Origin of the sequence: Azospirillum oryzae (assembly GCF_008364795.1) — a bacterium.
Taxonomy (GTDB): domain Bacteria; phylum Pseudomonadota; class Alphaproteobacteria; order Azospirillales; family Azospirillaceae; genus Azospirillum; species Azospirillum oryzae.
The window spans coordinates 1-12,094 of record NZ_VTTM01000020.1 but is presented as its reverse complement, the minus strand read 5'-3'; the positions used below and the strand labels follow the sequence as shown (position 1 = coordinate 12,094).

Annotated in this window: 11 protein-coding genes; 9 read left to right on the top strand and 2 right to left on the bottom strand. The window is 67.6% G+C overall.

Features of this window, described 5'->3' with window-relative positions; translation table 11 throughout:
* Positions 1-14: 14 nt before the first annotated feature.
* Positions 15-1,346 (top strand): MFS transporter, encoded by a 1,332-nt coding sequence (locus FZ938_RS29675; protein WP_149201766.1) that lies wholly within the window; start codon positions 15-17, stop codon positions 1,344-1,346.
* A gap of 22 nt (positions 1,347-1,368) precedes the next feature.
* Here the strand turns inward: FZ938_RS29675 and FZ938_RS29670 are convergent, their stop codons facing one another.
* A complete protein-coding gene (locus tag FZ938_RS29670; RefSeq protein ID WP_246457364.1) occupies positions 1,369-2,091 on the bottom strand; it encodes a 2OG-Fe dioxygenase family protein in 723 nt (240 codons plus the stop codon).
* Positions 2,092-2,131: 40 nt separating this feature from the next.
* The gene (locus FZ938_RS29665) at positions 2,132-2,845 is read right to left on the bottom strand and encodes an IclR family transcriptional regulator (RefSeq protein ID WP_174757138.1); all 714 of its coding nucleotides are present in this window, start codon (positions 2,843-2,845) and stop codon (positions 2,132-2,134) included.
* Between the two features lie 225 nt (positions 2,846-3,070).
* Between FZ938_RS29665 and FZ938_RS29660 the strand changes: the two genes are divergently transcribed.
* From FZ938_RS29660 to FZ938_RS29625, 8 genes are read left to right on the top strand one after another with little or no spacing between them, the layout of a single operon-like run.
* The gene (locus FZ938_RS29660) at positions 3,071-4,549 is read left to right on the top strand and encodes an aldehyde dehydrogenase (protein ID WP_149201763.1); all 1,479 of its coding nucleotides are present in this window, start codon (positions 3,071-3,073) and stop codon (positions 4,547-4,549) included.
* Positions 4,550-4,587: 38 nt separating this feature from the next.
* Positions 4,588-5,427, top strand: a complete 840-nt coding sequence (locus tag FZ938_RS29655; protein WP_149201762.1) for a citryl-CoA lyase — start codon at positions 4,588-4,590, stop codon at positions 5,425-5,427.
* A complete protein-coding gene (locus tag FZ938_RS29650; protein WP_149201761.1) occupies positions 5,424-6,674 on the top strand; it encodes a CaiB/BaiF CoA transferase family protein in 1,251 nt (416 codons plus the stop codon). Before FZ938_RS29655 ends, FZ938_RS29650 begins: the two co-directional genes overlap by 4 nt.
* 45 nt (positions 6,675-6,719) lie before the next feature.
* A complete protein-coding gene (locus FZ938_RS29645; protein WP_149201760.1) occupies positions 6,720-8,186 on the top strand; it encodes an FAD-dependent oxidoreductase in 1,467 nt (488 codons plus the stop codon).
* A 47-nt stretch (positions 8,187-8,233) separates the two neighbouring features.
* Positions 8,234-9,463: an ABC transporter substrate-binding protein gene (locus tag FZ938_RS29640; protein WP_149201759.1), complete on the top strand. Its 1,230-nt coding sequence runs from the start codon at positions 8,234-8,236 to the stop codon at positions 9,461-9,463.
* Between the two features lie 46 nt (positions 9,464-9,509).
* The gene (locus tag FZ938_RS29635) at positions 9,510-10,277 is read left to right on the top strand and encodes an ABC transporter ATP-binding protein (RefSeq protein WP_149201758.1); all 768 of its coding nucleotides are present in this window, start codon (positions 9,510-9,512) and stop codon (positions 10,275-10,277) included.
* Positions 10,270-11,007 (top strand): ABC transporter ATP-binding protein, encoded by a 738-nt coding sequence (locus tag FZ938_RS29630; protein ID WP_149201757.1) that lies wholly within the window; start codon positions 10,270-10,272, stop codon positions 11,005-11,007. The genes FZ938_RS29635 and FZ938_RS29630 overlap by 8 nt, the downstream gene beginning before the upstream one ends.
* An 18-nt stretch (positions 11,008-11,025) precedes the next feature.
* Positions 11,026-11,913: a branched-chain amino acid ABC transporter permease gene (locus FZ938_RS29625; RefSeq protein ID WP_109155389.1), complete on the top strand. Its 888-nt coding sequence runs from the start codon at positions 11,026-11,028 to the stop codon at positions 11,911-11,913.
* Positions 11,914-12,094 lie beyond the last annotated feature (181 nt).

Here is a 12,094-nt window from a genome sequence, read left to right as displayed (position 1 = left end):
CGAGGCTTCCGGACATGACGACGACCAGTGACGAACGGGCCCGACGGGCCTCATTGCGAGATATCTGCGACAATGGCGCCGGCAGGGATTCCACCGACAAGGCCACCGGCAAGGACCCCCATCGCTGGAAGGTGCTGGGGGTTGGCGTGGCCGCCAACGGCAGCTTTGCCGCGGCCTTGACGGGACTTCCGGCGACAGCCGTTTCCATGCGGGCCGATTACGGGCTGGCGGCGACCGATCTGGGGCTGGTGATCGGGGCCATGGGGCTGGGGGTCGCCGTCAGCGAATTGCTGTGGGGGATGCTGACCGACCGCTGGGGCGACCGCAAGGTGCTGCTGACGGGGCTCGGCCTGACCGGTTTGGTGCTGGCGCTCATGGCGCTGCTGCTATCGCCGGTGCCGGGCCGCATTCCGTCCACAACGTTCCTCGCAGGCGCCTTCCTGCTGGTCGGCATGATCGGCGGCAGCCTGAACGGGTCGAGCGGGCGGGCGGTCATGGCATGGTTCGGTGAAGGCGAGCGGGGCTTCGCCATGAGTGTCCGGCAGATGGCATTGCCGGCCGGCGGTGCCGCCGGCGCGCTGATTCTTCCGCCGCTCGCCGACGGCGTCGGATTCCAGGGAGTCTACGGCACGCTGGCGGCGCTCTGCCTCGCCACCACGGGGTTCGTGTGGCTGTGGGTGAGCGAACCTTCTGTGATGGCGGCGACGATGCCGGCAGGGACCGCTTCGCAGATGTCCGGAAAGGGACCGCTGCGCAACGGGCAGGTTTGGAAAACGGTCTTCGGCGTCGGCGCGCTGTGCATTCCGCAGGTGGCGGTCGTGACCTTCGCGGCGATCTTTCTGAACGATGTCGGTCATCTCGGCACCGCCGCGGTGAGCGCCAGCATCGTGGCGATTCAGCTTGGCGCAGCCGTCGTCCGTGTTTGGAGCGGCCATTTTACCGACCGTCGCCGCAACCGGCGGCCGTTCCTCAAGGCATGCGCCTTGCTGACGGCCATCGTCTACTGCGTGCTGGCCGGCTTCGTCGCGATCGACACCGCCCTGCCGGAGTCCGGCGGAGCGCTTGTGGCGGCGGTGGTCGTCGCCCTGGTCGCCGGCGGGATCGTCGCGTCCAGCTGGCACGGCATCGCCTTCACCGAACTTGCCAGCATTGCGGGCATCGCGCACACCGGCACGGCTCTCGGCCTCGGCAACACCTTTGCCTTCGGCGCCTACTTCCTCGCCCCGTTGGCGATCCCTCACGTCCTGGAACGGGCGAACTGGAGCGGGGTGTGGCTGGCGGCGGCCGTGGCTGCGCTGGCGGCCTTCGTCCTGTTCCCGAAGGCGACGCCGGCGGCAGTACGCTGAAAGGCCGGAGCGAACGGCGCAATCACGGGCGACGCATGGTCACCACGAGAACGTCACGGAAGGCGGGCCGGTCCGGGTCGGCTGGCTCCACCGGCGTCACGCCATGGAACACCCGCGCGTCGTTCAGCACCGCCGACTCCAGCGGATGGCGCAGGGTGAAGCTTCCCAGCGGTCGGCCATCGAGGTCGTGGATCGTCGTGGTGCCGCTTGCGATGTTCTCGCGCCGGATCAGCATCACCAGGACCCAGTCGACACCGTCCCGATGCATGCCTTCGGGGGTCGGTTGGGCGGCCTCGCCCGCGCGCGCCTCGATGCGGAACTGATGAACCTCCGTGTGCCAGACGTCGGGACGGACGTCCGGCGGCGTCAACGGATCGAACAGGGCGAAGCTGGTCGCCAGGATCGCACGCAGGGCGGGGTGCGCCGCGATCCCGTAGGTGACCGGCTCGAACCAGCGTTCGATCCCGCCGTTGAGCGGATTGTAATCGCGGCTCTGGTAATGGGGCTGGTGCGGCTTGCGCCGGATATCCCCGGCCGAAAGGGCAAAGGCGGCATGGCGCCGCCGCCGGTAACGACCACCGTCCGCCATGTAGAGGTCGAGGCCCAGGTCGTCCCAGCTGCTGCTGAAGCCGTCCCAATCCGCCATGCCGGCCTCGCCGAGCAGAACCTGCATGTCGGGTGCCGCGATGAAGGAGAAGCCGCACGACGCGATCCCGTCCCGCACCTGTTGCATCAGCATATCCATGTCACCTCCCTGTCGCCGGCCTTGCAGCCCTGGCGAAACCTCAATTCGCATAGTGTCCGCCCAGGGTCTCGGACAGCCGGCGGCCGGCGGCCAGCAACAGGGGCGCCATCACCGCCACGCGTTCCTCGGTGAAGCGGGTCAGCGGACCCGACAGGGTCAGGGCGCCGATCAGCCCCTCCCGCTGGGAAAAGACCGGCACGGCGGCGGCCCCGGTTTCCGACTCGCGCTCGCCGAAGGAGCGCAGCGGAAGGGCGGCGAAATCGGCCGCCGACACCGTTCCGGCGAAGCGGGTGAGCACATGGCCGGCCGCCCCCCGATCCAGGGGCAGGCGGTCGCCTTCGTGGACATGGTCACGGATCGCCTGGGTCGAATCCTCGCGGAACGCGCAGATGCGCCACGCCCCTTCGCGCCGGAAGAAGGACGCGCTTTCCCCGCTTTCCCGCATCAGTTGGCGCAGTACCGGCCGGACATGATCCTCCAGCCGCAGCGAGCGCTGGTAGAGCCCCCCCAGCCGCATCAGTTCCGGGCCGAGCCGATAGGACTTGTCCTGGTGGCGGACGAGATAGCCGGCCTTCTCCAGCGACACGGTCAGCCGCAGGATGGTGCTTTTATATAGGCCGGTCCGCGCAGCGATCTCCGTCAAACTCAAGGCGTGATCGCCCGCCTGGAAGCAGCCGACGATGCTCAGCGCCCGGTCGACGGACTCCACCCCGCCGGAGGACGTGGTCGTCGTGTTGGCCTTCGCGTCGGTCATATCGCGTCCTTCATTGGCAGACGGGCCGTCATTGGCAGATGGGCCATGGGCATCTCCGGCGCGCATTTTTCCCCGACACCACCATCGTACGTCAAGGACGGCCGGTACAAGGCCCTGGCTGAAAAAAGTGGGGAGGCGAATGGTTAGGACTTGACGCATTTGGCGCACCTATGTTCTCTTAGATGAAACACGGTTCTATCTAACAGAACTTTTGCGAGGCCGAGGGTGGAACGCTACAAGCTGTTCATCGACGGGGACTGGTGCGATCCGGTTTCCAACGAGTGGTTCGAAACGACGGAGCCCTTTTCGGGGCGGGCCTGGGCGGAGATCCCGCGCGGCATGCAGGCCGATGCCGACCGCGCGGTGGATGCGGCGCACCGCGCCTTCCTGTCGCCGGACTGGGCCGGGCTGACCGCGACCCAGCGCGGCGCCCTGCTGCGCCGGCTGGCCGAGCTGATCGAGGCCAATGTCGACCGGCTGGGCGCCATCGAGCAGCGCGACAACGGGAAACTGATGGCCGAGGTCAGCGGGCAGGTGCGGAACGTCGCCCAGTGGTTCCATTACTATGCCGGGCTCGCCGACAAGGTTCAGGGCGCGGTCGTGCCGATCAACAAGGCCGACGTCTTCAACTATGTGAAGTACGAGCCGCTCGGCGTCGTCGTCGCCATCACGCCGTGGAACTCCCCGCTGGCGCTGACCACCTGGAAGATGGCGCCGGCGCTGGCGGCCGGGAACACCATCGTCATCAAGCCGTCGGAATACACCTCCGCCTCCATCCTGGAATTGGCGAAGCTGGCGCATCAGGCGGGGTTCCCGCGCGGTGTCGTGAATGTCGTGACCGGCTTCGGTGCGGAGGTGGGCGAGCCGCTGGTGCGCCATCCGCTGACCGCCAAGATCGCCTTCACCGGCGGCGACATCGGCGGCCAGCGGGTCAACGAGGCTGCGGCGCCGGGCCTGAAGAAGGTGACACTGGAACTGGGCGGCAAGTCGCCGAACATCGTCTTCGACGATGCCGACCTCGACCAGGCGGTGAAGGGCGCCATCTCCGGCGTGTTCGGCGCCTCGGGCCAGACCTGCATGGCCGGCTCGCGCCTGCTGGTGCAGAAGACCATCCACGATGCCTTCGTCGAGAAGCTGGTCGCGGCCACCGCCGAGGCGCGCATCGGCGACCCGTCGAAGATGGACACGCAGATCGGCCCCATCGCGACCCGTCCGCAATGGGAGAAGATCCTGCGGATGATCGACATGGCGAAGCAGGAGGGCGCGGTCTGTGCGCTCGGCGGTCATGCCCTGTCGGGGCCGGACTACGGCCAGGGACAGTTCGTGGCGCCGACCATCTTCACGCAGGTGCGCAACGACATGCGCATCGCCCAGGAGGAGGTGTTCGGCCCGGTCCTCTGCGTCATACCGTTCGAGGACGAGGACGATGCGCTGCGCATCGCCAACGATGTCGAGTTCGGTCTGGCAGCCGGCGTCTGGACGCGCGACCTGCACCGCGCGATGTACTGCGTCGACCGGCTGCGCGCCGGGACGGTGTGGGTGAACAATTACCGCTCCACCAGTTTCACCACGCCCTTCGGCGGCTACAAGCGTTCCGGCCTCGGCCGCGAGGGCGGAGTGGAGGCGATCAAGGAATATCTCCAGATCAAAAGTGTCTGGATCACCACCAAACCCAACCGCGCCAACCCCTTCGTGCTCGGCTGAGGCCGGGCCTGCGAAGGGAGTCCTCCGGGAGCATTCCCATGTCCGAAGCGACCATCGACAGCGCCACCGGCTGGTGGCGGACGTCGATCATCGACATCCATCCGGGCTCGATCCGGGTGCGCGGCTACGCCATCGAGGAACTGATCGGCACGATCGGCTTCCCCGACATGGTCTGGCTGATGCTGCGCGGCGAGTTGCCGACACCGGCGCAGGGCCGGCTGCTGGGTGCAGCCCTGGTGGCGGCGGTGGACCACGGGCCGCAGGCGCCGTCCATCGCCACCGCCCGCATGGCCGCCACCTGCGGCGTCGGGCTGAACAACGCCATCGCGTCCGGCATCAACGCGCTGGGCGATGTCCATGGCGGTGCCGGCCAGCAATGCATGGAACTGTACGCCGCCGTCGCCGCCCGCCTGGCCGATCACGTGGCGGACGGCATGTCCGTGGCCGGGGCGGCGGAGAGCGAGATCGCCGCCCGGCTTGAGCGGCGCGAGCATATCCCCGGCTTCGGCCATCGCTTCCACCCCGTCGATCCCCGCGCCGGCCGGCTGCTGGCCCTGGTCGATGCGGCGAGAGGGGAGGGCGCCGTGACCGGAGAGGCCGCCGTCATCGGCCGCGCGGTGGAGGATGCGCTTGCAGCGCGCAAGGGCAGGCGGCTGCCGATGAACATCGACGGCGCCACCGCCGTGGTGTTCGCCGAACTCGGTTTCCCGTCCGGGCTCGGGCGCGGGCTGTTCGTGCTGTCGCGCTCGGTCGGCATCATGGCCCACGCCTGGGAGCAGTCGCAGCAGGGCGGCCGCATCAAGGGACCGATGCCGCCGTCCATTCCCTACCGCTACGACGGGGCCCCACCGCGTCCGGTTTCAGGAGACGGAGCATGAGCGACCAACCTCCCGTTCAATCCCCGGACAAAAAGCTCCCCCTGGCCGGCGTCAAGATCCTCGATTTTGGCCACACGGTGATGGGGCCGTCCTGCGCGATGATCCTCGCCGACCTCGGCGCCGACGTGGTGAAGATCGAGCCGGTGCCCAACGGCGAGCCGACCCGTCATCTCAAGGGTTTCGGCACCGGCTATTTCGGCTATTTCAACCGCAACAAGCGCTCGGTCGCCGTCGATCTGAAGACGGCGGAAGGCCGCGACATCGCGCGCCGTCTGGTCGCCGAGGCCGACGTGCTGGTGGAGAATTTCGCCCCCGGCACGATGCAACGGCTGGGGCTGGGTGCCGAGGCGCTGGCCCGCGTCAACCCGCGCCTGATCTATGCCAGCCTGAAGGGATTCCTCGACGGCCCCTATGCCGGCCGCCTTGCGCTGGACGAGGTGGTGCAGATGATGACCGGCCTCGCCTATATGACCGGACCGAGCGGCCGGCCGCTGCGGGCGGGCACCTCGGTCGTGGACATCACCGGCGGCATGTTCGCGGTCATCGCCATCCTGGTTGCACTGCGCGAGCGTGAGCGGACCGGCAAGGGCCAGACCATCGAAACAGCCCTGTTCGAGACCACGGTTTTCCTGATGGGGCAGCATCTCTGCTATGCCGCCCAGTCGGACGGGCCGATCCCGCCGATGCCGGAGCGCGTGTCGGCCTGGGCGGTCTACGAGACCTTCCGCACCGCCGACGGGCGGCCGATCTTCGTCGGCATCACCACCGACAGCCATTGGGAGCGCTTCTGCGCCGTCATCGACCGGCCGGACCTGCGCGACGATCCGGACTTCCGCACCAACAACGACCGCATCGCCGCCCGGCCGCGTCTGCTGCCGCTGCTGACCGGTCTGTTCGGCAGCCTGTCGATGGACGAGGCGGTGTCGGTGTGCGAGCGCGCCCGCATTCCCTTCGCACCGATCGCCCGGCCCGAGGATCTGTTCGATGACCCGCATCTGCGCGCGACCGGTGGGCTGATGCCTACCACCCTGCCCAACGGGGTGCGGACCGCCCTGCCGCGGCTGCCGATCCATGTGGCGGACGCCGATCTGGCGATCCGCCGCGATCCGCCGCGGGTCGGGCAGGATACGCACGCGGTGCTGGCCGAACTCGGTTACGGTCCGGCGGCGATCGAGCAGCTGACGGAGGCTGGAATCGTGGTGGCCGACAGCGAACCCGGCAGCGACCGGGAACGCCTCGCAGGATGATGCGGGACAGGTCGGAAGATCAATGAAATGACGGAGGAAACACGGATGTCTGATTACGCCATCAGCGATCTGGTCATCGTCGGCTGCGGCATCGCCGGGCTTTCGGCGGCGGTGACGGCGCTGCAGGCCGGCCTGTCGGTCACCCTGCTGGAGCGGGCACCCGAGGAGGATTTCGGCGGCAACTCACGCTGGACCGAAGCCTATATGCGGATGAAGAACGATTCCGAGATCGCCGACGATTTCGAGGAGCATTTCGCCGCCAACGCTGGGCTGAACATCGACCCCAACGTGCTGGCCGCCGCCTCCGAACCCTACGAGCATTGGCCGGACTATGTGAAGGCCCACCCCTTCCCCGATCCGGAGGTGATCTCCCGCTTCGCCGAGCGGGTGCCGCCGACCATCGCCTGGTTGAAGGGCTTTGGCCTGCGTTTCGAACCGCAGCCCATCTATCTGCTGACCCAGAACACCCAGCGCATTGCCGCGCAGGGCGGCGGCCTCGCGCTGATCGAGCGCCTGATGGCGGAGGCGAGGGCACTGGGCGCCCGCGTGCTCTACCGCACCACCGCGCTGGAACTGCTGCGCGACGACCACGGCCGCATCGGCGGCGTCTATGCCACCGGGACCGACGGCCTGCGCGTCGCCATCCGCGGCCGTTCGACAATCCTGGCGTCGGGCGGCTATCAGGGCAATCCGGAGATGATGACCCGCTACATGGGCCAGCGCGCCAAGCATGTGCGGCCGGTGGCGCGCGGCGGCTACTACAACCGCGGCGAGGGCATCCGGATGGCGCTCGATGCCGGGGCGGCGGCGGCCGGCGATTTCGGCTCCTACCATGCCGAGCCGGTCGATCCGCGGTCGCGCCAGCCGGAAGCGGTGATCTTCATCTGGCCCTATGGCGTGCTGGTCAACAAGCGCGGCGAGCGCTTCCTCGACGAGGCGCCGGGCACCGCCGATGCGACCTATGATGCCATCACCCGTGTCGTCGCCGACCAGCCGGAGGGGATCGCCTATGTCCTGTTCGACGATCAGGTGGAGGACATCCCGCGCTGGCGCGCCAGCATCCGCAGCGACGTGCCGGCCATCGAGGCACCGACGCTCGAAGCGCTGATCGACAAGCTGGGTCTGCCGTTGGACGCCACGCTGGCGACGGTCACCGCCTACAACGCCGCCTGTCCGGCCGATGCCTCCCGCTTCGACCCGACGCGGGTGGACGGTCTGGCGACCACCGGGCTGAGCCCGGCCAAGACCAATTGGGCGCGCCCGCTGGTCAAGGGGCCGTTCCGCGCCTTCCCCATCGTCTCGGCCAACTGCTTCACCTTCGGCGGATTGAAAGTGGACGTCGATGCCCGTGTGCTGGACGGCAATGGCCAACCGATGCCGGGACTCTATGCGGCGGGCGAGACGGTCGGCCTTTACCACCAGGTCTACACCGGCTCGACCTCGGTCCTGCGCGGCGCCGTGTTCGGCCGGCTGGCCGCCCAGCATGCCGCCGCGTCGAGGGACGCCGGCTGAGCATCCACAACGCTGACCATCCATAAAAATACCCTAGGGAGGAACTGATGAACCATTACGCCGTAACGGCGGCCGTCGCCGCCTGCCTGTTCGCCCAGACCTTGTCCCAGCCGGTACTCGCGCAAAGTGCCGCCTACAGCGACGGAAAGATCAAGATCGGCGTCCTGACCGATCTGTCGGGCCAGTTGTCCGACAGCACCGGGCAAGGATCGATCGCCGCGGCGCAGATGGCGGTGGAGGATTTCGGCGGCTCCGTCAACGGCACGCCCGTCGAATTGATCTTCGCCGACCACCAGAACAAGGCCGACGTCGGTGCCTCGACGGCACGGCGCTGGTACGATGTCGATCAGGTCGACGCCATCATCGACGTGCCGAACTCCGCCGTGGCGCTGGCGGTGCAGCAGATCACCAAGGAGAAGAACCGCGTCGCCATCTTCTCCTCGCCGGCCAGTTCGGACCTGACCGGCAAGGCTTGCACGCCGAATGGCATCCACTGGACCTACGACACCTATGCGCTGGCCCATGTGACCGGCGAGGCGGTGGTGGCCTCGGGGCTCGACAGCTGGTACTTCCTGACCTCCGACTATGCCTTCGGCCATGCGCTGGAGCGTGATACCGGCGCCGTCGTCGAAAGCCAGAAGGGCAAGGTGGTGGGAAGCGTGAAGATGCCGGCCAACAATGCCGACTTCTCCTCCTTCCTGCTCCAGGCCCAGGCGTCGCCGGCCAAGGTCGTGGCGCTCGCCACCGCCGGGGCCGATACCCAGAACGCCATCAAGCAGGCGGCGGAATTCGGGCTCGGCCAGTCGGGCAAGAACATCGTGGCGCTGCTGCTCGCCATCAGCGAGGTCCACGCGCTGGGCCTGCCGGCGACCCAGGGCATCATGCTGACGACCCCCTTCTACTGGGACATGAGCGACGAGACGCGCGCCTTCTCCAAGCGCTTCTTCGAGAAGCGCAAGGCGATGCCGACCTTCTATCAGGCCGGCGTTTACGGTGCGGTCAGCCATTATCTGAAGGCGATCAAGGCCGCCGGGACCGATGCCGCCCCCACCGTCATGAAGACGATGAAGGAAACGCCGGTGAACGACTTCATGACGAAGAACGGCACGGTGCGCGAGGACGGCCGGGTGCTGCGCGACATGTATCTGTTCCAGGTCAAGACCCCGGCCGAGTCCAAGGCGCCCTGGGACTATTACAAGCTGGTCCGGAGCATTCCCGCCGAGCGCGCCTTCCGGCCGCTGTCGGAAAGCGAGTGCCCTCTGGTCAAGAAGATGTGATGGGCGGCGTGCCGCCGACCGGCCTCAAGACCGGGAGAGGACAGGAATGACCACCCGACCCACCGACGACATCATCCTGGAAGCGCGCAACCTGACGAAGGAGTTCAAGGGGTTCGTTGCGGTTCGGGATGTGAACCTGCAAGTGAAGCGGGGCACCATCCACGCGCTGATCGGCCCGAACGGCGCCGGCAAGAGCACGGTGTTCAACCTGCTGACCAAGTTCCTGACGCCGACGCGCGGCCAGATCCTCTACAAGGGCCGCGACATCACCCGCACCAAGCCAGCCGACATTGCGCTGATGGGGCTGGTGCGCTCCTTCCAGATCTCGGCCGTCTTCCCGCACCTCAGCGTGCTGGAGAATGTCCGCGTCGCGCTGCAGCGGCCGCTCGGCACCAGCTTCCATTTCTGGAAGTCCGAATCGTCGCTCTACGACCTGCATGACCGGGCGCTGGAACTGATCGAGGCGGTGAACCTCACCCCCTGGGCCGGCCACACCGCCGCCGAGCTGCCCTATGGCCGCAAGCGCGCGCTGGAGATCGCCACCACGCTGGCGCTCGACCCGGAGGTGATGCTGCTGGACGAACCGCTGGCCGGCATGGGCCATGAGGACATCGAGGGCACGGCGGCGCTGATCAAGCGCGTCGCCGCCGACCGCACCGTGCTGATGGTGGAGCACAATTTGTCGGTCGTCGCCCACCTGTCGGACACCATCACCGTTCTGCGCCGCGGCGAGATCCTGGCGGAGGGGCCGTACGAGGTCGTCTCCAAGAACCCGCAGGTGATGGAAGCATATATGGGGACCGGACATGCCTGACGGCGCGATGACCAAAACGGCCCAGACGGGGACGGCGATGCTGGAGATCGCCGACCTGCACGGCTATTACGGCGAGAGCCATGTGCTGCACGGCGTCAGCCTGGAGGTGCGCCAGGGCGAGGTGGTGACGCTGCTGGGCCGCAACGGCGCCGGCAAGACCTCCACCATGCGCGCCATCATGGGGATCATGGGCAAGCGCACCGGCTCGATCCGCTTCCAGGGCACCGAGCTGATCGGCATGGCCCAGCACAAGATCCCCCGGCTCGGCATCGGCTATGTGCCGGAAGAGCGCGGCATCTTCTCTTCGCTCAGCGTGGACGAGAACCTGACGCTGCCGCCGGTGGTGAAGGAAGGCGGGATGACGGTCCCGCAGATCCACGACCTGTTCCCCAACCTGAAGGGCCGCGGCTCGACCCAGGGCACGCGGCTGTCGGGCGGCGAGCAGCAGATGCTGGCGATCGCCCGCATCCTGCGCACCGGCGCCACCCTGATCCTGCTGGACGAGCCGACCGAGGGGCTGGCCCCGGTCATCATCGAGCAGATCGGCGTCGCCGTGCGGGCGCTCAAGGCACGCGGCTTCACCATCATGCTGGTGGAGCAGAACTTCCGCTTCGCCGCCATCATCGCCGACCGCCATTACGTGATGGAGGAGGGCCATGTGGTGGACATGATCCCCAACGACCAGCTCGACGCCAACATGGACAAGCTCCACACCTATCTCGGCGTGTGAGCGGGAGAGAGACGCCCGATGTCCCAACTGCTCGGCATTCCGCCGCAGGCCCTGTTCGGCCAGCTTCTGCTCGGCCTGATCAACGGCTCCTTCTATGCGCTGCTCAGCCTGGGGCTGGCGGTGATCTTCGGCATGCTCAACGTCGTCAACATGGCGCATGGTGCGCTCTACATGGTCGGCGCCTTCGTGGCGTGGCTGCTGCTGAGCTATGCCGGCGTCGGTTACTGGGGGGCGCTGGTGCTGGCGCCGCTGGTGGTCGGCGCCGTCGGGCTGGTTCTGGAGCGCACCATGCTGCGCCGTCTCTACAAGGTCGACCATCTCTACGGACTGCTGCTGACCTTCGGGCTGGCGCTGATCTTCGAGGGCGCCTTCCGCCACCAATACGGCGTGTCGGGCCAGCCCTATCCGATCCCCGACCTGCTGAAGGGCGGCACCAACCTGGGCTTCATGTATCTGCCGACTTACCGCGGCTGGGTGGTCGCGGCGTCGCTGCTGGTGTGCCTGGGCACCTGGTTCGCCATCGAGCGGACGAAGCTGGGCGCCTATCTGCGCGCGGCGACGGAGAACCCGACGCTGGTCCAGGCCTTCGGCATCAACGTGCCGGTGATGGTGTCGCTGACCTACGGCTTCGGCGTGGCGCTGGCCGGTTTGGCCGGGGTGCTGGCGGCACCGATCTATCAGGTGTCGCCGCTGATGGGGTCGAACCTGATCATCGTGGTATTCGCGGTGGTGGTGATCGGCGGCATGGGGTCGATCCTGGGCGCCATCGTCACCGGCTTGGGACTGGGGCTGCTGGAGGGACTGACCAAGGTGGTCTACCCGGAAGCCTCCAACATCGTCGTGTTCGTGATCATGGCCGTGGTGCTGATGATGAAGCCGGCCGGCCTGTTCGGACGGGAGAGATAAGCCATGACCATGCAAACCCGCGACACACTGCACGAAGGTATCGTCATGTCCGGCGGCTCGCCGAAGATCCTGCTGGCCGGGGCCGGGCTGCTGCTGGCGGTCCTGGCACCCTTCGTGCTGTATCCCGTCTTCCTGATGAAGGTTCTGTGCTTCGCGCTGTTCGCCTGCGCCTTCAACCTGC

Coding starts and splice junctions, on each gene's coding strand:
- FZ938_RS29675 (WP_149201766.1), top strand. CDS start 15: ATGACGACGACCAGTGACGAACGGGCCCGACGGGCCTCATTGCGAGAT.
- FZ938_RS29670 (WP_246457364.1), bottom strand. CDS start 2,091: ATGGATATGCTGATGCAACAGGTGCGGGACGGGATCGCGTCGTGCGGC.
- FZ938_RS29665 (WP_174757138.1), bottom strand. CDS start 2,845: ATGACCGACGCGAAGGCCAACACGACGACCACGTCCTCCGGCGGGGTG.
- FZ938_RS29655 (WP_149201762.1), top strand. CDS start 4,588: ATGTCCGAAGCGACCATCGACAGCGCCACCGGCTGGTGGCGGACGTCG.
- FZ938_RS29650 (WP_149201761.1), top strand. CDS start 5,424: ATGAGCGACCAACCTCCCGTTCAATCCCCGGACAAAAAGCTCCCCCTG.
- FZ938_RS29645 (WP_149201760.1), top strand. CDS start 6,720: ATGTCTGATTACGCCATCAGCGATCTGGTCATCGTCGGCTGCGGCATC.
- FZ938_RS29640 (WP_149201759.1), top strand. CDS start 8,234: ATGAACCATTACGCCGTAACGGCGGCCGTCGCCGCCTGCCTGTTCGCC.
- FZ938_RS29635 (WP_149201758.1), top strand. CDS start 9,510: ATGACCACCCGACCCACCGACGACATCATCCTGGAAGCGCGCAACCTG.
- FZ938_RS29630 (WP_149201757.1), top strand. CDS start 10,270: ATGCCTGACGGCGCGATGACCAAAACGGCCCAGACGGGGACGGCGATG.
- FZ938_RS29625 (WP_109155389.1), top strand. CDS start 11,026: ATGTCCCAACTGCTCGGCATTCCGCCGCAGGCCCTGTTCGGCCAGCTT.